General features: G+C 52.6%; 20 protein-coding genes and 1 tRNA gene. 10 read left to right on the top strand and 11 right to left on the bottom strand.

Annotated elements, in window-relative coordinates:
* Positions 1-226 precede the first annotated feature (226 nt).
* Complete coding sequence (locus tag ABKW30_RS17700; protein ID WP_348600224.1) at positions 227-1,336, top strand: type VI secretion system ImpA family N-terminal domain-containing protein; 1,110 nt, start codon at positions 227-229, stop codon at positions 1,334-1,336.
* Between the two features lie 42 nt (positions 1,337-1,378).
* On the opposite strand, the gene ABKW30_RS17695 is transcribed toward ABKW30_RS17700, so the two are convergent.
* The 5 genes from ABKW30_RS17695 to metG form a co-directional block, all read right to left on the bottom strand.
* The gene (locus ABKW30_RS17695; RefSeq protein WP_348600223.1) at positions 1,379-1,912 is read right to left on the bottom strand and encodes a hypothetical protein; all 534 of its coding nucleotides are present in this window, start codon (positions 1,910-1,912) and stop codon (positions 1,379-1,381) included.
* 141 nt (positions 1,913-2,053) lie between these two features.
* The gene (locus ABKW30_RS17690) at positions 2,054-2,524 is read right to left on the bottom strand and encodes a YbaK/EbsC family protein (protein WP_348600222.1); all 471 of its coding nucleotides are present in this window, start codon (positions 2,522-2,524) and stop codon (positions 2,054-2,056) included.
* Positions 2,521-3,327: an MBL fold metallo-hydrolase gene (locus ABKW30_RS17685; protein ID WP_348600221.1), complete on the bottom strand. Its 807-nt coding sequence runs from the start codon at positions 3,325-3,327 to the stop codon at positions 2,521-2,523. The genes ABKW30_RS17690 and ABKW30_RS17685 overlap by 4 nt, the downstream gene beginning before the upstream one ends.
* Complete coding sequence (locus tag ABKW30_RS17680) at positions 3,320-4,120, bottom strand: TatD family hydrolase (RefSeq protein WP_348600220.1); 801 nt, start codon at positions 4,118-4,120, stop codon at positions 3,320-3,322. The genes ABKW30_RS17685 and ABKW30_RS17680 overlap by 8 nt, the downstream gene beginning before the upstream one ends.
* 4 nt (positions 4,121-4,124) lie before the next feature.
* The gene (gene metG, locus ABKW30_RS17675) at positions 4,125-5,732 is read right to left on the bottom strand and encodes a methionine--tRNA ligase (RefSeq protein WP_348600219.1); all 1,608 of its coding nucleotides are present in this window, start codon (positions 5,730-5,732) and stop codon (positions 4,125-4,127) included.
* 115 nt (positions 5,733-5,847) lie between these two features.
* Between metG and ABKW30_RS17670 the strand changes: the two genes are divergently transcribed.
* Positions 5,848-6,609: a site-2 protease family protein gene (locus tag ABKW30_RS17670; protein ID WP_348600218.1), complete on the top strand. Its 762-nt coding sequence runs from the start codon at positions 5,848-5,850 to the stop codon at positions 6,607-6,609.
* Here the strand turns inward: ABKW30_RS17670 and ABKW30_RS17665 are convergent.
* From ABKW30_RS17665 to ABKW30_RS17650, 4 genes are all read right to left on the bottom strand, one after another.
* Positions 6,606-7,643, bottom strand: a complete 1,038-nt coding sequence (locus ABKW30_RS17665; protein ID WP_348600433.1) for a DNA polymerase III subunit delta' — start codon at positions 7,641-7,643, stop codon at positions 6,606-6,608. The two genes, ABKW30_RS17670 and ABKW30_RS17665, sit on opposite strands and share 4 nt — an antisense overlap.
* Positions 7,644-7,654: 11 nt before the next feature.
* A complete protein-coding gene (gene tmk, locus ABKW30_RS17660; protein ID WP_348600217.1) occupies positions 7,655-8,326 on the bottom strand; it encodes a dTMP kinase in 672 nt (223 codons plus the stop codon).
* A 76-nt stretch (positions 8,327-8,402) separates the two neighbouring features.
* Positions 8,403-9,632, bottom strand: coding sequence for a D-alanyl-D-alanine carboxypeptidase family protein (locus tag ABKW30_RS17655; protein WP_348600216.1), 1,230 nt, complete (start codon positions 9,630-9,632; stop codon positions 8,403-8,405).
* Positions 9,601-10,917, bottom strand: coding sequence for a septal ring lytic transglycosylase RlpA family protein (locus tag ABKW30_RS17650; RefSeq protein ID WP_348600215.1), 1,317 nt, complete (start codon positions 10,915-10,917; stop codon positions 9,601-9,603). Before ABKW30_RS17650 ends, ABKW30_RS17655 begins: the two co-directional genes overlap by 32 nt.
* A gap of 241 nt (positions 10,918-11,158) precedes the next feature.
* Between ABKW30_RS17650 and ABKW30_RS17645 the strand changes: the two genes are divergently transcribed.
* The 3 genes from ABKW30_RS17645 to ABKW30_RS17635 all read left to right on the top strand — a co-directional run bounded on the left by ABKW30_RS17645 (position 11,159) and on the right by ABKW30_RS17635 (position 13,644).
* Positions 11,159-11,248 (top strand) — tRNA-Ser (locus tag ABKW30_RS17645).
* 138 nt (positions 11,249-11,386) lie between these two features.
* Positions 11,387-12,376, top strand: a complete 990-nt coding sequence (locus ABKW30_RS17640) for an AraC family transcriptional regulator (protein WP_348600214.1) — start codon at positions 11,387-11,389, stop codon at positions 12,374-12,376.
* Between the two features lie 59 nt (positions 12,377-12,435).
* Positions 12,436-13,644 (top strand): MFS transporter, encoded by a 1,209-nt coding sequence (locus ABKW30_RS17635; protein WP_348600213.1) that lies wholly within the window; start codon positions 12,436-12,438, stop codon positions 13,642-13,644.
* A gap of 78 nt (positions 13,645-13,722) precedes the next feature.
* Here the strand turns inward: ABKW30_RS17635 and ABKW30_RS17630 are convergent, their stop codons facing one another.
* Positions 13,723-14,130 carry a DUF2000 family protein gene (locus ABKW30_RS17630; RefSeq protein WP_348600212.1) on the bottom strand — a complete coding sequence of 136 codons (408 nt, stop codon included), beginning with the start codon at positions 14,128-14,130 and terminating at the stop codon, positions 13,723-13,725.
* On the opposite strand from ABKW30_RS17630, the gene ABKW30_RS17625 reads away from it, so the two are divergent.
* Positions 14,129-15,022 (top strand): AraC family transcriptional regulator, encoded by an 894-nt coding sequence (locus ABKW30_RS17625; RefSeq protein ID WP_348600211.1) that lies wholly within the window; start codon positions 14,129-14,131, stop codon positions 15,020-15,022. The genes ABKW30_RS17630 and ABKW30_RS17625 overlap by 2 nt on opposite strands.
* Positions 15,023-15,052: 30 nt before the next feature.
* Here ABKW30_RS17625 and ABKW30_RS17620 read toward each other — a convergent pair whose 3' ends face one another.
* Positions 15,053-16,735 carry an ATP-binding protein gene (locus ABKW30_RS17620; protein ID WP_348600210.1) on the bottom strand — a complete coding sequence of 561 codons (1,683 nt, stop codon included), beginning with the start codon at positions 16,733-16,735 and terminating at the stop codon, positions 15,053-15,055.
* A gap of 195 nt (positions 16,736-16,930) precedes the next feature.
* Between ABKW30_RS17620 and ABKW30_RS17615 the strand changes: the two genes are divergently transcribed.
* The 4 genes from ABKW30_RS17615 (at position 16,931) to ABKW30_RS17600 (ending at position 20,878) form a co-directional block, all read left to right on the top strand.
* On the top strand, positions 16,931-17,578 hold the full coding sequence (locus ABKW30_RS17615; protein ID WP_348600209.1) for a glutathione S-transferase family protein: 648 nt from the start codon (positions 16,931-16,933) through the stop codon (positions 17,576-17,578).
* 177 nt (positions 17,579-17,755) lie between these two features.
* Complete coding sequence (locus tag ABKW30_RS17610) at positions 17,756-18,598, top strand: MipA/OmpV family protein (protein ID WP_348600208.1); 843 nt, start codon at positions 17,756-17,758, stop codon at positions 18,596-18,598.
* Positions 18,599-18,728: 130 nt separating this feature from the next.
* Complete coding sequence (locus ABKW30_RS17605; RefSeq protein ID WP_348600207.1) at positions 18,729-19,469, top strand: response regulator transcription factor; 741 nt, start codon at positions 18,729-18,731, stop codon at positions 19,467-19,469.
* Positions 19,469-20,878 carry an ATP-binding protein gene (locus ABKW30_RS17600; protein ID WP_348600205.1) on the top strand — a complete coding sequence of 470 codons (1,410 nt, stop codon included), beginning with the start codon at positions 19,469-19,471 and terminating at the stop codon, positions 20,876-20,878. Before ABKW30_RS17605 ends, ABKW30_RS17600 begins: the two co-directional genes overlap by 1 nt.
* Positions 20,879-20,976 lie beyond the last annotated feature (98 nt).

Genomic DNA, 20,976 nt, shown 5'->3' with positions numbered 1-20,976 from the left:
TCAATCGTCAAAAACAACCATTGTTAATGTTGCCATAGCCTAAAACAGTGAACCCGATAAAAATGCTGCATAGTGCAAATACTTTTATTTGCTAGTGAGGAATCGTTCAAAAGGTTCCGTCTGGGGATTCAACATAACTCCACTACATAACAATGTTCCATTTGACATATTCTTCGCATAAGGTTCAAAACGGCGTCTCAGAGTTTTGTGTATTTGGGTATTGCGAATGAATAACTATGAAATTCTCGGCGTGGCATTTGCCGGGGAAAATCCCTGCGGTGTTAACCTTCGAATCGACAGTAAACTCGTAGCTGTTTATCAGGCGATACGGGACGCCCGCTCAAATGCGCGTTCCGAAGACCGAACTATTGAAAATCCTGCGATCATAAGTCAGGACGATGACCGCAACTCTGCTACAACTGAATCTCTGGTGCACCGGCCATCGGTTCATTGGCGTACTGTGCACGATCTTTCGTTTGATGCACTGTCTTTGCACACGAAAGATATTGAAATATTCGCTTGGCTGATGGAAGCCGCCGTTCGCGTTGAAGGTATTCAGGCTTTGACCGAAATTCTCGCAGCTTTCGATAAGATGGTGCACAACCATTTTGCCCAGTTGCACTCGATCGATGACGAAGATCTGGCCGATAAGCTGGCGCCCTTAACCGGACTGAACGGCAGCCAGGACGATGGTACGCTTGTGCGACCCTTGCGTCTCGTTTCGATGCTTCCCAATGAAATCTATGGTCGTTTCAGCCTTTGGGCATATGATCAGGCATTCCGTGACTTGTCCGGTCCGCAATGGGCCGAGTTTCGCGATGCGCTGGAACATGTCGATGGCCATGCGTTCGGTCGCATGAAGAACGATGCAAACAGGGCCCTCGCCATACTCGCCTCGATCGACGAACACCTGACAGAAGAAAGCAACGGGAATGCCGGTGCCTTTTCCGTCTCGCGAATTCAAGCTGTACTGGAATCAATAAGCGGAGCTTACAGCGAAATGGAAAAGCTGGTTGCGCACGTTCCTCAAGCTCCGGCATCAGCAGACGCACCCGCCGAAGCTCAAAATCCCGGTCAGGCAGCTCCTGTTGCGATTGCTGCGAAGCCCGCCGGCCCCATCCAGAACCGGGAACAAGCCTTTGACCAACTGCTGCAAGTTGCCAATTTCTTTCGGACCACCGAACCAAACTCGTCGCTGCCATTTGCCTTGGAGACGCTTGTTCGTCGCGGGCGGATGGACTTCGTGCGGCTTCTTGAAGAGCTGATACCCCATGACGAACTTCGCAGAGACGTCATGATCCGGGCAGGAATTGACCCCGTCAATCGACGGGAATGAAGCTATTATTTGGGTTACAGTGCCGTGGTTGGTGACAACGCACTAGAGACTGTTCGCCTTCTGATAAGGAACAAGTTCGGGATCCAGATCGATCTCAATGGCGTTTGTAAAGATTGTAGTCGCGATCATAATGCCGGCAAATGCGACGAGATTAACGATTGTGCCTTCGGTATATACGGCTTTCAGCTTTTGCCATATGCCCTCAGGTATAGCATTGGAATCCGCAACGATTGCTTCAGCAAATTCCATTAAAAGGGCTTCGTCATCATCGGGTGAATGTGTTTCAGGATCGGTTCCAGAGTCGATAAGCGCTCTCCGAAAGAAAATAACGGGTACGGCTGATTTACTAGCTTCCGATATGGCAAGCGAAAACAACCATATCGCGCGGTCTGGAATTACAGGTCGTAAAAGATCGCGCAATGTGAACCATTCGGCGTAAATTCGATGGGCAACTGGCGAGTGCAATAGCACGCGCTTCATATTGGTCATCCGCCCCCGCAACTTAAGTTCCAGGTCATGTTCAGCACGAGTTTCTGGAGAGGCCTGCTCATAATCAATAGGTGAAATGCGACTCATTTGATCCGTTCTCTTCTCCTAATTGCCTTTTCAGTATCGACACCCTTTACGGAACTTCAATGATAGCCAGTCGGCCGCCCGACTTGGCCATCTTGTCACTGTTCCTTGACCGTAAATCAACTTCGTCTCTTATTCGGCAATCTAAACTGTAATATCGGCGATCTGCGCATTTGCCGCCTTCGCCAACACGCGCGGATCGCAAGGAAAGACAAAGTTTGTTCCACCTGCTGCTGCCCATACAACATCGAACTGCATAAGGGTTTCGTCTGCATAAGTCTGGATTTCGATTAAATGTCCCAATGGTGAAACACCACCAATCGCGAAACCGGTTTTCTTACGGACATGCTTTGGGTCTGCGCGATGCAATGGCTCGCCGGTCAATTTTGCCGCCTTGGTCAAATCGAGCATCTTCGGACCAGATACGAGGAAGAGATATAGCCTATCGCTGTCTGCACCTTGGAAAATCAGAGATTTGACAATCTGCGCTACAGTTACACCGCATTGGATCGCTGCGTCCTCAGCAGTATGCGTTGAATCAGTCATCTGGCGAATTTCAATATCCAGACCGGCTGATTTTGCGGCTTGGCATACACGCTCAACGCTCTTGCTCATAGCTCAACCTCAAATGACAGCCCATCATAGGCCGGTTCGACGTTTCCCGGTGTTTCGCTAAGCACAGTTCCATAATCCAGAGGTATATGCATATGTGTCAAAATCGCTCGATCAGGCTTTAGCTTATTTATCCAATCTATTGATTCAGCGAGTGAAAAATGACTTGGGTGCGTCCGGTACTGCAAAGCATCGATGATCAGGACGTCAAGGTCGAACAACTGTGCCGCAGTGGTATCTGGAAATGCGCTGACGTCCGAACAATAGGCGACATCAGCGATCCTGAACGCCAGAGACAGAATATCGCCATGTATCTGCGGTAGCGGCAGAAATCTGATCGGACCGCCCGGCCCGTCTATCTCAAAAGCTTCATGATGAATAATCTCGTGAGGCCGCAGAATGGGCGGATAACTCGAGCCTTCGGGTGTTTTAAAGCAATAGGAAAAGCCTTCCATTAATCGCCGTTGTGTCGTGGCATCCGCATAGATATTTACGAGATCACGGCGATCTATAACAAAGGTTCGCAGATCGTCGAGGCCATGTATATGATCGGCATGTGCATGCGTATAGACAACTGCATCAAGCTTACCGTGGCCAAAATCGATCATCTGCGACCGGAAATCCGGTCCGGTGTCAATAATAACTGTGGTGGTGCCCTGCTCGGAGATACGCTCAACGAGCATTGAAGCGCGACGGCGTTTATTCTTCGGCTCACTCGGATCGCAATTGCCCCAGTCACCATTAAGGCGTGGCACACCAGGCGATGAACCACAGCCAAGAATGGTGAAGCGCAGGCGATCAGGCATGGGCTGCTCCGGCTTCTGGCCTCGGCATCTTGGTGAACAGCCGGAAGACATTTTTTGAGGTTATATCGCCGATTTCCGCTTCGCTAACGCCAATGGTTTCGGCCAGCACCGCCGCTGTATGGCGTACAAAACTGGGCTCATTTCGTTTGCCGCGATGTGGCATCGGTGCAAGGTATGGTGCATCGGTTTCGACCAAAAGCCGCTCGCGTGGCACATTTCGTGCGATTTCCCGGATTTCCGGCGAGTTCCTGAAAGTAAGAATGCCGGAGAACGATATATAGCCGCCAAGCTCCACTCCAACACGCGCAAGCTCCGGGCCGGATGAAAAGCAATGCAGGATAAAAGGGAAGGCGCCCTTCCCTGTTTCCTCGCGCAAGATCGAAATCATGTCCTCGTCGGCGCTACGTGCGTGGATGACCAATGGCAGCTGCGTTATCCGCGAGGCCGCTATATGCGTGCGGAAACCCTGCGCCTGTGCCTCGGGTGGTGCGTAATCATAATGATAATCAAGCCCCGCCTCGCCTATGGCGACAACTTTCGGATGTTTCGCCAGTTCAACAAGATCATCCGCTGTAATGTCCAGCTCTTCATGGGCATTGTTCGGATGAGTGCCGACCGAAGCGTAGACGCTCTCATAGGTTTCCGCTATCGCGATAATGCTGTCGAAGCGGCGAACACGCGTGCATATCGTCACCAGCCGCTTGATATCATGATCAAGCGCGCGTTGGACGATAGCATCGCGTTCTTCGGCAAAATCCGCAAAGTCCAGATGACAGTGACTATCAACCAGCATCAGACTATTCCGCTTTGTCCGCTTCTACATAGCGAGGGAAGATGGGCTGAGGCGCAGGCAGATCGCTACCCGAAACAAGCTGGCTTTCCGTCAGGTCAGCGAAATTGCGCTTGTCCGCAGGCACAGCCAGAATATCAAGCAGCTTTTCAGCAGAACCCGGTATGAATGGCTGGCAAAGAATACCGATGCGCCGGATTACTTCCGCCGTCACATAAAGAACCGTTTCCATGCGGGCCGGATCGGTTTTCTTCAGCGCCCAAGGCTCCTGCCCTGCGAAATAGCGGTTTGCTTCCGCTACCACACCAAAGATCGCTGCCAGAGCCTGATGTAGCGCCTGTACACCAACAGCCTTGCGTGCAATGTCCAGTGCAGCAATTGCCTGATCGAGAATGGCTTTGTCGGCCTCGGTCAATGCACCCGGTTGCGGCACCTTGGCTTCACAATTCTTGGCGATCATCGATAGCGAACGCTGCGCCAGATTGCCGAGGTCATTGGCAAGGTCGGCATTCGTACGATTGACGATTGCTTCATGGCTGTAATTGCCGTCCTGACCGAACGGAATTTCGCGCAGCAGGAAATAACGAAGTTGATCGAGGCCGTAGTGCTCCACCAGCGCGGTAGGATCAATGACATTGCCAACCGACTTTGACATTTTCTCGCCGCGGTTAAACACAAAACCATGACCGAAAACCCGCTTGGGCAATTCGATGCCTGCGGACCAGAGAAATGCCGGCCAGTATACCGAGTGAAAGCGGATGATATCCTTGCCGATGATATGCACGTCGGCCGGCCAATAATGCCAGAGTTCGGAATTCTCATCCGGGTAGCCGGCGGCGGTGATGTAATTCGTCAGGGCGTCAACCCAGACATACATCACGTGCTTTTCATCGCCGGGAACAGGAACGCCCCAGTCAAAGGTTGTGCGCGAAATCGAGAGGTCTTTCAGTCCGGATTTAACGAAAGACACAACTTCGTTGCGCCGTTCATCGGGACCAATAAAGCCCGGATTCTCGCTGTAGAGCGCCAGCAGACGGTCCTGATAGGCTGACAGACGGAAGAAATAGCTCTCCTCTTCCAGCCATTCTACGGGAGTCCCCTGTGGACCGTAGCGCACATTGTCAGCACGCAGCTCGGTCTCCTCTTCCTGATAATAGGCTTCATCCCGCACGGAATACCAACCGGCGTAACCACCCTTATAGATGTCGCCTGCATCTGCCATCTTCTGCCAGATTGCTTGCGATGATTTGTAATGACGCTCTTCGGTGGTGCGGATATAATCATCAAATGAAGCATTCAGAAGATGCCCCATGTCACGGAAAAGCTTAGCGTTTCTGTCGGCAAGCTCACGCGGAGTAATGCCTTCCTTGCGCGCCGTCTGAAGCATCTTGATGCCATGTTCGTCCGTTCCGCTCAGAAACATGACGTCCTTGCCGTCATGGCGGTTGAAGCGCGCAATAGCGTCGGTAGCGATCACCTCATAAGCGTGACCGATATGCGGGCTTCCGTTTGGATAAGCGATGGCAGTCGTAATGTAGAATTTTTCGCGGCTCATGCGTGACCTGATTTCGTCTTTATGTTTAATGCATCTTGGGAGAAAACGTTTGGTTGACATAACGCATGTCAGACGTGATTGCCATAGGTGCGAGCGTTCTCGTGGTACACTTGCTTATAGTTCTGGCTAACCGTATGTGTTGCATTCGTTTCCATTCAAATCGCTGGATTCCAGATTGACAATAGTTCCTACCTCTCCACGGCGCTTAAGCGCCAATTTTTATATGGTATGTGCGATTTTTCTGTTTTCCGGCTTTCTGCTTTATTCAGGCAAGGAATCTCCGGTCTGGGTGTTTGTTTTTGTTTTTACCGGCTGGATTGTTTCGCTTTGTTTGCATGAGGGCGCTCACGCGTTTGCAGCTTATTATGGCGGCGACAAATCGGTTGTCGACAAAGGCTATCTCAGGCTTGACCCTCTCGGTTACGCAGACCCGCTCTACAGCTTCGGTTTGCCTCTGGTTTTCCTGTTGATTGGCGGTATCGGCTTGCCCGGCGGGTCCGTCTATATTCAAAGAAATGTTCTTAAAACCAGGCATTGGGATGCTATAGTGTCGGCCGCCGGTCCTCTCGCCAATCTGATCATTCTGTTGGTTCTTGGAATACCGTTTCTTGCAGGCCTTCCTGAAACGACGAGCACCGATACGTTCTGGGCTGCGATGAGCTTTCTGGCCGCGCTGCAAGCCACTGCCATAGTCCTAAATCTTCTGCCGATTCCGGGCCTGGACGGGTTTGGGATTATCCGTTCCTACCTGCCTTACGATATGCAGGCGCAAGCCCAGCAATTGGGTTCCATGCTGAGCTTTGTCCTGATGTTCATCTTTCTGTCGGACGCAGTGAGCGGAGCCATATGGAATGCGTCCTACAAGCTCGCAGGCCTCGTCAACGTAGATTCGGACTATATCTACTACGGATTCAAACTGTTTCGCTTCTGGAGTTAGTTCAATGTGCGTTGTACGCGCTCCAAGAAAATCAACACGGTTTGTTTGCGGTCAAGATTGAACGCAGCCGCCTCCCTCGCTTCGCTCTGCATATCCTGCCATAGCAACGACCAGCGGTTGGCCTCGCCGCTATTTCCCTGCTCTGCTGCAAGCCGAGCCTTTACGGCAATGCGTGCCAGCAAATCTTCCAGAAAGAGGTCATATTGAATTTCCGCATCGCGTCCGGACAGTGCTGTTGCGAGAGCATGAGCCTTTGGCACATCGAATACGCGTTTCTCCAGAATACTATCGACGGCAGCAGAAATTTCGAGCCCTCCGAAAGCGAGCAGCAAGGCGGCTTTGCGTACACTGCCGTCTGCATGAGCCATTAGTTGATCTGCATCAGGCAGCCCCTGCGTATCGAGATTGATCGCCTGCAATGCCGCAGACAGATCGTCTTTTGCCAATGGCTCAAACCGGATGGACTGGCAGCGCGAGCGAATGGTCGGCAACAGTCTTCCTGACGAGTGCGATATCAAAATGAAGAGAGTCCGCTTTGGTGGTTCCTCAAGAGTTTTCAATAAGGCATTGGCAGCATTGCGATTCATGTCATCAGCGGGGTCAACGATAACAATTCGCCATGCGCCATCATGTGACGTGCGGTTAAGGAAATGCGCCACACGGCGGATCTCCTCGACAGGAATGCCAGTTTTGAATTTTCCGGTTTTAGCGTCAAACGGCCTGCTTATATGCAGAATGGACAGATGGGTCCCGGTCGCGATTTGGCGATAAGGCGCTGTCCCGAAGTCAGGAGTTGCAAGCGATAACGGCGCTTCTGTCGGCTGGGCATATTTCAACATGTGTCCCGCCAAATGAAACGCCAATGTTGCCTTGCCAACCCCCTGCGGTCCTTCAAAGAGCAATGCGTGATGTATCTGGCCCGATTGATATGCCTGAGCCAAAAAATTTCGTATCGCTGCGTGACCAAACAATGCCGGATTTGCTGACGGCGTCGGGACGCCATCGATTCCGTCATGAGTAGCAGGTACATCCATTACAGTGTCACTCACTTCGTAACCTCGACAGCCCGAAACTCTTCCGCGCTATTCGCCGCCCTTGCCGCATCGACAAGCGCAGCGATTTCGCTGGCTATTTCATCGATTGGCCGATCCGCCGCGACAACCTTGCAGCGCGTGGGTTCCGCTTTGGCAATGGCAAGGTAAGCCTCGCGCCTTTTGACGTGCAGTTCGAGTGTTTCCTTTTCAAAACGATCCGCCGTGTCCGCACCGCGCCGTGCATTGGCGCGCTGAAGGCCGGTTTCCGCTGGCAAATCGAGAATAATGGTCAGGTCTGGCATAAGCCCATTGATAGCGGCCCGCTCGATGCCACGCATAAGCTGCGGATTGAGATTACCCGTGACGCCCTGATATACACGGCTTGAATCAATATAACGATCGCAAAGCACTATGCAGCCCGACTGCAAAGCCGGTCGGATCACTTGCTCGACATGGTCATTGCGCGCGGCTGCAAATAAAATTGCCTCCATCGCAGGCCCCAACGATTCTGCAGCGCCGCTCAGTATAACGTGCCGTGCCGCTTCCGCACCGGGTGTTCCTCCGGGTTCCCGCGTTACCAGCACATCATTGCCCGCAGCTCGCAAATGCTCACTAAGCCGCGCAATCTGGGTCGATTTGCCAGCGCCCTCGCCGCCTTCGAATGTAATGAAAAATCCCTGCACGCTTATTGACGTCTTTCGAACCAGTGTAACTTCGTATGATCGGTTCTAACGTTCGGCTGCGTGATGTGCAACGATCCTAAAATCTCAATCGACGCATCCAGCCGGTCGATAGCTCGAAGACCGCATTAATGGAGCGTTTAGTCAGGTCGCCGCTTTCCACCGCCTCTGCCGTATAAACGGGTGTTTCTTGCACCAGTGCGTCACCTATCCAAATCCGCAACATCCCAACCTGTTGATCCGCCTCCAGCGGAGCGACCAACGGTCCATTATAGACGACGTGTGCTTTCAGACGGTCACGGTTGGCCACGGGAACCAGAATGCTGACTTTCTCATGGGCTTTCAGTGGAACGCCGGATTTCACGCCGCCGAAAACGCTTGCATCGCCCACTGCTTCGCCAGCTGCGAAAATGTCGACTTCCTCGAAAGCCTGATAGGCCCACTCGAAGATACGTTTGGCTTCCTCCGCCCGTTCCCTGTCTGTGGCAAGGCCACTCAGTGCTACGATATAACGCCGACCACTTCGCTCTGCCGCGCCAACAATACCGTAGCCTGATTGCTCGGTATAACCGGTGCCCATGCCGTCTGCGCCAATATCCAGTCTCAACAGTGGATTGCGGTTGCGCTGGAAAATCTTGTTCCAGGTAAAATTGTCCTGTGCGTATGTTTTATAGTAGTCCGGATACTCTTTCTTTATATGACGCGCCAGCTTTACCAGATCGGTCAGCGATACCCGCTGCTTAGGGTCCGGCAGTCCCGTAGAATTGACGAATGTTGAAGCGGTCAGACCGATTTCCTTGGCGCGGGCGTTCATCAATTCGGCAAATTTTGCCTCTGAACCGGCAATGCCTTCCGCAAGAATGATGCACCCGTCATTAGCCGATTGCACAATGACGCCCTGTATGAGATCGCCGACGGCAAGCTGCGATTTAAGCTTGGCAAACATCGTTGAACCGCCGGAAGGTGCACCGCCAGTGCGCCATGCATTTTCACTGACGGTGTATTGGGTCGTCTGTGAAATATTGCCGGTCTTCAATTCGTGGAACACGACTTCCATGGTCATGAGCTTTGCCAGAGCTGCCGGTTCGATCAAAGTATCGGGTGATTTGGCAAAAAGAATTGTGCCGGTCTGGTCTTCGACCATCAGTGCCTGTTTTGCCTTGGTTTCGAACAGGGCATCTTCGGCATTGGCCACGTTAAAACCAGCAAAAACAACCCCAAGACTCAAAGCATAAATACGAAGATGCTTTGCCAGCTGAAACGGTGATTGGTTCAGATTATCGGCCATCATCGCGAACGACAAACGCATCTGCCGCGCCAGCCTTCCAGGCCGCCTGCAACAATGCATCAGTTTGTTTTGCAGTATCGGCTTTTGCAATAAGGGCGATACGAGCGCCGGTCGGGCCTGCAACCTCCGAGAGCTTGATCTTGCCCATCGGTGCAAGTGTACTCATCAAGCGTGCAGCATCTTCTTTGTCGGCAAAGATGCCGATATCAACGTACTCACCTTCGAACGCACCTTGCGAAGCACTCATTGATTTCCACGCTGTCGTCACTGCTTCAGGTGAAAGCAGCATTTCCGTTGCAGCAGCCGGCGCATGAGCCATTTCGATGCGTTCGCTCGCGTAAGAATTTACAAAGGGCGACGATATCGGCTTCCGGCTTTTGTAGGAACCTATCAGTATGGCAGGCTTGTCAGCAACGAATGGGCCAATGAGCGGCAAAATCGGATCAACATCAGTGTTGAACGACAATCCTGTTTCGTCAACGAAACTCTGTTGTTGCTCTGGGAATGCTAACTGGTTTGCTTGGGAACCAAGCGACATTGGCTGGGAACCAAGACTGGCAACCTGAATTCCAGCGGGTTCGGGACGCACCATTCCCGGAACCGGCGTTTGTTTCCGACCGGTGGGGGTGGCGCCATTCATGGCAATCATTACGCCCGATGCAGGCTGTCCCCACGGATCAGGTGCGCCGGGCCCACGATAGGATGCCATAAGGAAACGATCATCATCGCCATTGAGCGGTGCGCGGCCAACATACTCAACCTTAACGTCAGCCGTGCCGGTATGCTGATAGTCGAGCATTGTCGCGGCACGTTGCGAAAGATCGATTACGCGGTCACTGTGATAAGGTCCGCGATCATTGACGCGAACGATAACCGAGGAACCGTTACCGAGATTGGTCACGCGTGCATAACTTGGTAGAGGCATCGTCGGATGTGCAGCGGAAAGCTGGGCGGTATCATAGACTTCGCCATTAGCGGTCAAGCGACCATGGAAGGCCGATCCATACCATGAAGCCCTGCCCTTGCGGACATAACCGGGCTCTTCCTTCGGGTAATACCACTTTCCCGCAACCTGATAGGGACGACCAACCTGATCGCGGCCACCGCCGCGCTTGATTTTGCCACCGGACCAGACGCGCGGGCTTGCTTTCACTCCATATTTGGATTCAGCGAAATATTCTTTACCGTGGGACTTCTTGGCGACCTTTGCCTTAGGCGATGCACAGGCGGTCATCAGGACGCCCATTGCAATAACGCCCGCAATGCGGGTGATATCGGAAACTCGGAAGGCTTTGGCTTTTGGCAATGCAAACCACCGGCCAATCTGGCCGTCCCCACAATTTTACATCAAGGTATAAATACCAGATTGAAATATCTGCGCAAAGCCGAGACCCATCACCGGACTTGCACAGCTTTCATAAATGTCACCTAGTGGTTGATACGCTATTAACAAATCCTCTGCGCGATCTGTAAAATGTTGTGAAGTTTGACTTGGGTTCGTAAAACGACTTGAAATCGCCGCAACAATCGCGCATAGACGGCGCGCTGGAGGGGTGGCCGAGCGGTTTAAGGCACCGGTCTTGAAAACCGGCGTAGGTGAGAGCCTACCGTGGGTTCGAATCCCACCCCCTCCGCCATCAATCTCAATTCGCCATTATGTATTGCTGCGGTTTGTAAGTGGGCGATAAACCACGCTTTTGATGTGGAACTTTAGGCAACTGGCTACACAGCTGTTTTCTACTTGTTTCTGGACGCTCAGTATATATATTAGCTAAATGCCTGACAATTCGTCCCGACCATCCTCGCCGCCACATATCCCAATGGATTCGCTAAGCGAAGTCCTGCAAGATTTCCGTTTGAGCGGTGTCAATTACGGCCGCTGCGAGCTGCGTCATCCGTGGAGTATCGCCTTTCCACAGCAACAGTTGCTTCGTTTTCACTTCGTCAGTCAGGGTCCATGCTGGATTCATACGGAAGTGCAAGGGTGGCAGGAACTGCGCGAAGGCGATCTGGTCCTGCTGCCACAAGGTATAGCCCATAAGTTGGCCAGTGCGCCCGATGTTGTGGGTGAATCGCTCCAAGGCTGCCAGGTTACCAAGTTGGGAAGCAACATCTGTGAAGTGGTACGGGAAGGAACGGGCGCGACGAGTACCCTTTTCTGTGGCTCAATGGCGCTGGGTGCCTGTGCGCTCAACCCCTTGATCACTTTGATGCCGCCAATCATCAAGGGCTGTGACGTTGCTGGTAATGATCCGATTGTTGGTCCTTTGCTGGCGGCTATGACGGTGGAGGCTTCGCAACCGCAGATGGGTAGCGCCACTATTTTGTCACGTATGGCGGATCTGCTTACTGCCCGGCTCATCCGTTGCTGGGTCAATTGTACCGGAACTTCCACTACCGGTTGGCTTGCCGCTATCCGTGACCCGCATATCGGCCGCGTTCTGGCAGCCATGCACCGTGACCCCGGCCATAACTGGACTTTGGAAAACCTTTCTGCCCTTGCAGGCCAATCCCGTTCCATTTTTGCCGAGCGCTTCAGCGCTGTTTTAGGAGAAGGCCCGGCACGCTATCTCGCGCGGCTGCGTATGCAGCTTGCCCGCGACCTGCTGGGACAAAACGGCCTCTCGGTTGCCGAAGTCGCTAACCGTTTGGGCTATGAGTCCGAGGCATCCTTTGCTCGCGCTTTCAAACGCATCACCAGTGTCTCGCCTGGCGTTGTGCGGCGCACAATTCCCGGACGAACTGCTATGGAATTCGGATTATAGGATACACATCATCCGGAAAGACTCGTCTACAAAGATCTCCAAACCTTGGAGATACTTCAATGACAGATACAACATTACAGCTTGACGGCACGGCGATAGAGCTTGATGCCGCTGCGCCCGCCGTGTGGACTCCCGCCACCTGGTTCGCGGTCCTTTCTATGGCGGCAGCCAGCTTTGCACTGGTGTCAGCCGAGTTTTTGCCGGCAGGTCTTTTGACGCCGATGGCACGGGATCTCGGCATTAGCGAGGGAACGGCCGGACAGGTGGTCACCGCCACCGCATCAGTCGGTGCCGTTACAGCTTTGTTCAGCAATGTCCTCATCGGCAAGTTGAACCGCAAGACTGTGCTGGTCGGTCTCAGCGGCTTGGCGATTGCCTCCAATATTCTTGCGGCGGTAGCGACTGATTTCTGGCTATTGCTGCTGGGCCGCGCCGGACTGGGCATCGCACTCAGCGCTTTCTGGGCACTTTCAGTTGCCGTCGTGGCAAGACTGGTTGGCGCGAATGCAACCGGTCGTGGCATGGCTATCGTCACCCTCGGCGTTTCGCTCGCCACCATTGCCGCACCGTCAATGGGAGCACTGATCAGTGATTGGCTGGGTTGGCGTACTGCCATGGCCCTGACGGCGGGATTGGCCGCACTTGCCATGGTGACGCAGTTTCTCAGCTTGCCGACGCTACCTGCAACCACAAGCAACAGTCTTGCCGATGTCTTTCGACTGACAAAGAGACGCGGTGTGCAACTCGGTATGCTTGCTATTCTTTTGCTGATGACAGGGCATTTTTCCGGCTCGGTTTACGTACGCCCTTTTCTTGAACAGGTAACGCTGCTTGGAACCGGGCCTATTGCCTTGGCGCTGCTTGGATTTGGCATAGCCGCTGTGGTCGGTAATATTGCTGGTGGCCGCATGGCCGACGCCAATATCCGCATTGCCCTCACCGTCACTGCCGCGCTAATGGCGTTTGCTGCCCTCGCATTGGTTCTTTGGGGCGCGCATATCGGAGCTGCCTTCGGCTTTGCTACGCTTTGGGGCTTTGCCTTCGGCATGGCGCCAGTGGTGCTACCAACCAATTTGTCCCGTGCGGCACCAGATGCGCTGGAAGCGGCCGGGAGCTTGATGGTCACCTCTTTCCAGGTAGCCATCACCATCGGTGCGGTTGCTGGCGGCTACGTCGTGGACAACTATGGCGCCACGGGTCCACTAACCCTCACTGCCATTCTTGCTGCATCGACTGTCATTCTGGCACTGGCACAACCGCGCACCTGATATCTTCTGCGCAACAGATGCGGCGATCCCTCCCCGCCGCATCTGCCAGATGGTAACCAAGATACCGGGATGAGCTGATCACGGATGCATCTTCGCCCCTTTGGTAATTTTGTCAGCGCTCTTTTTCTCAGCACGTAACGCAATGCCCGCGAGTTTGGCGTCCATAGGGTTAAAGCGTGAGAACACCTCCCGGTTGGCAGCGTCGTGGCCGGTGGCGAACATTTCTTCCACATAAGCCGATGGAACTATGCCCCGATCAATGGATCGCAGGTGGATTTTCCGCAAGGTTTCCTGATCCGCGGCAAGAACGACGACGGGTTGGATTGCCATCGGATTATAGACACGGCCTGCCGCGTCCTTGTATGGTTCACCGATGATGGCAGGGTGTTGAGCAATAAGACCGCTTGTCAGGAAAGCCGTGACATTAAGCTTCTGCCATGTAGCGAGGTCATCGCGCAGTACTATTACGATCTTGGTTTCAAACATGACAACAAACTCCATCCGTGGATATGCAAAGACAACGGAGATAGCAGCGGAGGCGCGCGTTGGTCTTGAACGTTTGTGCAATACATCCAAACCGGGAGGTATTACTGAAGCCCCCTCATCGCGTGGGATCGAGCGTATAGAGGCCCGGTTCGTCGGGCAGGGTTTTGAACCGCATAGACACGATACATATGCCTTGGGGCTGACGCTCACCGGCGTCCAGACTTTTCATTATCGCGGCGCTTCGAGGTTTAGCATGCCCGGCAACATTATCGTGCTTCATCCCGATGAAGTACATGATGGTGCCGCCGGGACAGAACGTGGTTTGAGTTATCGCATGCTCTACCTTCCTCCCGAACGTCTGCTTGAGACTTCTGAAAAAATTCGTTCACTTCCGTTCGTCGCCAATCCAGTGGTTTCAGACGAGTCATTCAGGCTTTGCCTTGCCGAAGCGCTTTGCGAACTCGAGTGCAGTCTGGAAGATCTGCAGCTTGACGATTTGATTGGCCGATTCTTCGAAAGCCTGGATAGACACTCCGAAAATAGACCGCGACCATCGAGCGCGGTTGCATCTAGCGCAGTAATGCTCTGCCGGGATTTCCTCAGGGAAAATTGCGATCGTCTGGTTTCTTCTTCAGAACTCGAGGCAATCAGCGGACTAGATCGGTTTATGTTGGCGAGACAATTTCGACAGGTTTTGGGTACCAGCCCTCACCGTTACCTCCTGATGCGGCGGCTGCAAAAGGCAAAATCATTCCTTTCAAAGGAAAGCAAGCTTGCCGAAGTAGCGGCGATGACTGGATTTGCCGATCAGGCCCACTTTACCCGGCACTTTAAAAAGACTTTCGGCATGACGCCGGGGCGCTGGATTCAGCTCACATCCATGGCTAATTGAAACAAACAGGAAGCGTCACCTGCTTGTTCGTCAGACGGCAAGCATTTGCTGTTCTGTTCGGAGTTTCATTGCCATTATGGTCGACCGCAGTTCCGCCGGGCGTATCGGCTTGGACAGGATCGGTATCTCCGGATCGCCTATATCATCACGCACCCGGTTTTCATCGTGGCCAGTAACAATGATGGCTGGAATATTCTTACCGTTTTTACGTCGGATATAATTGATGCAGTCCGCGCCGGTGGTCTTGGCGCCCAAGTCGAAATCCGTGATAATGAAATCGCAAATTACGGGCTTTCCTTCTGGAAGCGCATCTTCCCGTTGAACAATGCATCCCCATTTCTCCAGAAGGATACCCGTTGCCATAAGGATATTGATGTCGTCTTCGATCAGGAGAACGCGCAGACCATCGAGCATTGAAATCGGTTTGAGACGGGTTATTTCTGCAGAGCGAACAGGTTCTGCGACGATATTCAATCCGCCAATAACAACCGTAGTGCCTTTGCCCACCACTGATCGAAGAGAAATTTCCACACCCATGAGTTTGGACAACCGCTGTACAATTGACAGACCAAGCCCGACGCCCTCTGTGTCCTTGTCGCCTCTTTCGCGAACCTGATAAAACTCCTCGAACAATCGAGGTAAATGCTCTCCGGCTATCCCCGGTCCCCGATCGTGTATTTCGATTGAAAGTTTGCCGTTTCTCACACGGGTTCCAATCAAAACCGGATTCTCCGCTGCATATTTCAATGCATTGGAAACGATATTCTGAACCATCGTCGTCAGAAGGTTGGAGTCGGTGCGGACGAACTTTCGTGTTCGCACAAGCTTGAGTTCAACACCCGCCCATTGCGCAGCCTTGGAGTTTTGCTGTGCTATGTCATGAAGAATATCGCCTATCGCAACATCTTCCAGATGCGCCGATATCTTGCCGCTATCGAGGGTGGAAATGTCGAGCAGCGATTGGAAAAGGCTTGCGACGCTTTGCAGGGAACGGTCAATGTTGTTGACCATTTTCTGTTCTTCATCTTCCAACTGCGCATCGCGCAAACAGGCAATGAACAGGCTGATGGCGTGGATAGGCTGGCGCAGATCGTGGCTTGCTTGTGCCAAAAACCGTGATTTGGCGAGATTGGCTTCAAGTGCGGAATTGTAAGCTTTGTGAACTCGATTGAGAAGAACGTAAATATATGCCGGAACGAGGATAGCAGTCATGATAAAGGTAATGACAACATATGGTTGCGCACGCCAGAAACTGTTGAAGTATGTCGTTGCCGCCAGAGAAAGAAGTGCCAGTCCGGTTGCTGCCATGAGATAACGCAGCCCATAACGCAATCCGTTTCCCACAGTCACCCATAGTACCATTGCAAATATGGGAGTGGTAATCGCTCCGCCGATAGCCATTGCAAATGTCATCGCAAGATAGTCGTTGGATATCGCGAAGACACGGCGTTTGAAGTTGTAACCTGGGTTCTGCACGATCTTTCGAAGCAGTAGCCATGAGCCAGGGATATAGATGATAGAGTAAATGAGTATCACGGCGATAGGTATAGTCAGCTCGCGACCACTTACTGCAATTGCAATCATCATATAGAGGAAAATAAGCGGCACTGTGATGATGCGTGATATGGCTTGGCCACGTTCAGCGTCATATTCATTTTTGCTATTGCGAGTATAAGAAGCGATATTGTTGAAAAGGTTCTTCGGCCAACCCATCTACATTGTTCCCTTGCCGACCCTCGGCTTATTCAATGCCACTATTTCAATCCATCAGCAAATAGATCCAAACATTGGTCGCAATCGTTTTAACGCGGGCTCGCAAAATCGCTTTCGTCGCATTCGTGAGATTATCCCTGTCGGAATCTCGTTAAGCCAATCGTCTTCAAGAAGGACAAGCTATGGAGAACAGCGATGACCATTACAATTACCGCCTTCGAAAAGTCACCTGATCGAGGTCAAGGTCTGGCGCGTGATATGCGTGTGCGCTGGGCGCTTGAAGAAGTTGGCCAGCCTTACGTTGTCCGTCTTGTTTCGTTCAGGGCGATGAGGGAACCTGCGCATCTTGCGCTACAACCTTTCGGGCAAATTCCGACTTACGAAGAAGGCGATCTTGCGCTGTTCGAGTCCGGGGCGATCGTGTTTCATATTGCAGAGCGCCATGCAGGTTTGCTGCCCGACGACCCTAACGCCAGGGCACGAGCAATCACATGGATGTTCGCGGCGATCGGCACAGTGGAACCGCCGATCCTTGAGCGCCAAACTGCCATGTTTGCTGAGGGAGACAGGAACTGGACCGCGGAGCGCCTGCCTCTCATCGACGACCGTATCCGGACACGGTTGAGCGAACTTTCAACCCGGCTTGGCGATGCAGAGTGGCTCGATGGCGAGTTCAGCGCCGGAGACCTTGCGATGGTGCATGTGCTGCTTAGGCTGAGGCCATCGGGGATGCTGGCGGAATATCCGAACCTCGCCGCCTACCTTGAACGAGCGGAAGAACGCCCTGCCTACAAGCGCGCATACGATGCGCAAGCAGCGGTCTTTAAGGCGTCGACTGGCTAGAAGAATGCTTATGCAGTGGCTTCGGAAAACCTTGTGCCACCGGAATCACACAATTGCGCAACATTTCTTAACATTACAAAACCCCTGAAAATACAGAAATAAAGATAATCCTGATCGATGAGGGCAGACGGTTGCCAGCTGGTAATTTGCCTCGGAAAATCTCAGGAGCAGTTTTCTATGCCAACTACCCAAGAAGTTTGTTTTGATCTCCGATTGGCTGTGTCAGCCGCCGCAATCGGTATATTCTGCCTCGTTCCTCCGGCGGCTACTGCGCAAACTTTCGACGAAGCCAGCCCCGAACGGATTAACCCAACCCGCTTCGAAAGATTCAAGGATCGCCTTAATAAATGGAATGTCGTGGTTGGTGCCGGCGGCATTTATGCACCAAAGTTTGAAGGGTCGGATGAATTTGAAGTCCAGCCCTTTCCGATGTTTTCAGCGACATTCGGCGAGTATGTGACCGTAGACCCTCGTGGGATTTCCATTAATGTTTATCGTAATCAAAGCTTTAGTTTCTCGGCGAAAGTCGGTTACGATACGGGCCGGGATGAAGATGATAGCGATCATCTGAAAGGCCTTGGCGACATTGATGCGGGAGCTGTTGTTGGCGGCAAGCTCGCGTATGAGGTTGGGCCTGTAGAGTTGTTTACGTCTTTCGATAAAACAATCGGTGGCAGCGATGGACTTGTGGGAACTGTCGGCGCCAGTATTTCGCATTCATACAATCAATTCCTTTTCTCCGCTGGCGCTTCGGCAACTTGGGCTGATGCCAACCATATGGATTCATATTTCGGTGTGACCTCAGCGCAATCAGCGCGATCAGGTCTTGCGCAATATGATGCAGGAGCAGGTTTCAAGCGCGTCGATTTTGAAGCATCCATCACTTATGTGACCGAGAAAAGCTGGCTCATTCAGGGTCAGGTTGGCATCGGATATCTCGTTGGTGACGCGGCAGATAGCCCAATTGTACAGGATGCATTTCAGCCTTCAGCGATGCTGGTGCTTGGCTACAAATTCTGACCACTGATGAGCCACAGAAATGTTGCAATGCTGCGGCACCCAAGCTCCTACGATGTCATGATTAGATCGCGCCATTCATGGGACAATATTTGCCTCTCAGGACCGGCGGTAGCTTTTGGGGGACTGGAGGATGAATATTCACATGCGTGTTCCAGTCTCGGATAATTATGCGAGCATTCTCCTTGTTGAGGATGACCAGGAAATCGCCAAAATGGTGATAGAAACCTTGTCGGACAATGGTTTTACCGCTGTCTCGACGGGGTCGGCGGTAGAGATGGAAGTTCTGCTTCGAGAACGATCATTCGATCTGATCATGTTGGACGTGATGCTGCCAGGCGAAGACGGTTTCAGTATCTGCCGCCGCCTTCGTGCTGAGGCAACAACCCCCATTATCATGCTCACGGCGCTTGGGGACGACATTGATCGTGTCGTTGGTCTGGAGCTGGGTGCCGACGATTATGTTACCAAGCCATTCAATTCGCGCGAGCTTCTGGCGAGGATCAAAAGCCTGCTCCGTCGTTCATCCTACACCTCTGCGGGCCCGCAGGGACAGGAGCCCATGCAGTTTGAAGGCTGGCACATCGATCCGGTGCTGCGTCGTGTGCGTGATCCAAATGGCGTACATATCTCCATGACGACAGCTGAATTCGACGTGCTGCTCGCCTTCTGTCGCAACCCGGGCAAAGTGCTCGCTCGCGAACAGCTTCTTGGATTGACGCATGCGGGCCTTGCCGGACCAGTCGAGCGCAGCATCGATGTTCATGTCAGCAGGGTCAGGCAAAAAATCGAGCCTAATGTTCGGGAACCTACCCTCATCAAGACTGTTCGCCTTGCCGGTTATCTCTTTACGCCAAAAGTGGAGCGTGCGTGATGTCTCAATCATCCAATCTCGACACTATTCGCGGTCAGATAATTGCACTGGCAATAGCTCCAATACTAATTGCCTGTGCCATGGGCGTCGTCACGGAACCTTTGGTATTCGACGACACAATCCCATATCACCGCTCGACAGCCATTAGAATTGAAACCGTAGTAAACCAGTTTCTGGCCGCAAAAACTCCGGAGAACCGCAACGCGATTCTGGAGGCCACAGCCAACAGCGATATCCCCGTTGAAAAGGTTGGTGCCGTAGAGTTTGATAAAGCGGCTAGTGACAATAATCAGATAAATGACTTGGGAACACGCGTGCGGGATGCGCTTGTGAACAAGTTCACAATGGCGTTGGAGCCTTCGAATATCGCTGGCGAGCTGCGCAATGTCCTGCTTGTCAAAGTAAACGCCACGGAAGCTCTCGCATTTTCGATTATCCCCGAGCCCAAGGAATTCTGGCTACCCGAAACCCGTTTCATCTCTGTTCTGAAGGGGTTGACGATAGTTGTTCCGGTGATCCTTCTGGCGTTTTATGCCGGATGCATGATTGTTGCTCCCCTGTCGCGTTTCTCGGCGGCGGCTCTCGTATTGAATGCGGATGACGGTCCCGACAGGCCATTTGAGGAACGTGGCGCGCAGGAAGTCGTAGCGCTTGCCCGTGCTCTCAATGATATGCGTAGCCGGCTACGAAGTATGATGAATGATCGTACAAGGATGTTGCGAGCCATAGGTCATGATCTCAGGACGCCGCTTACCCGATTGCGATTACGCGTGGAACGTTCAAAGGAAGGCGCTTTGCGCGAAGCGATGCTGAACGACATCGCGACGATCAATGGCATGATGGAAGAAACCCTCACCTATCTGAGCAAGGAAGTCTCGTCAGAGGCGGTATTGCGATCAGACTTGCCAAGTCTGCTTGGGACAGTCTGCTCAGATTTTGCAGATGTCGGATTCAATGTCAGTTATACGGGGCCTGACCGCCTCGCCTATTCCTGTAAACCCCGCGCATTGAGCCGCGCCATCACAAATCTCGTCGACAATGGTACAAAATTCGGCACTCAGGTTGTCGTATCCCTTGTTCCTTCCAGTGATGGGGCATTGATAATCGAGGTGTCGGATGATGGTCCGGGTCTGCCGGTAGAACTTCAGACGACGGTCTTCGAGCCCTTCTTCAAGGTCAATCCCGCGCGTACGACAAGCGGATTTGGCCTCGGTCTGTCCATCGTTCAGGACATTGTTCGCGGGCATGGCGGTTCCATCTATCTGAGGAACAGGGAAGCGTCTGGTCTGATAGCTCGTATCAGCCTTCCATGCGAACCTGGAGCATTGGAGAAGAACCGTATCGCCAAGTCGGCAAATCATGGCTTGGTTGCGATGTATAAAACTGTGTCAGATACAAGCTTCTCCTGACGTTTTGCACCATCGTGGGCGCATTTTTGGTAACTGACATAAATCCATATATTCTGAAACATATCTAAACAAAACCTCGCAAAAGATGCCTGTTTTCA

Source organism: Phyllobacterium sp. SB3, from assembly GCF_040009165.1.
Classification (GTDB): Bacteria; Pseudomonadota; Alphaproteobacteria; order Rhizobiales; family Rhizobiaceae; genus Phyllobacterium.
Note: the sequence above shows the minus strand (reverse complement) of the source record. Positions and strands in the feature narration are given on the sequence as shown.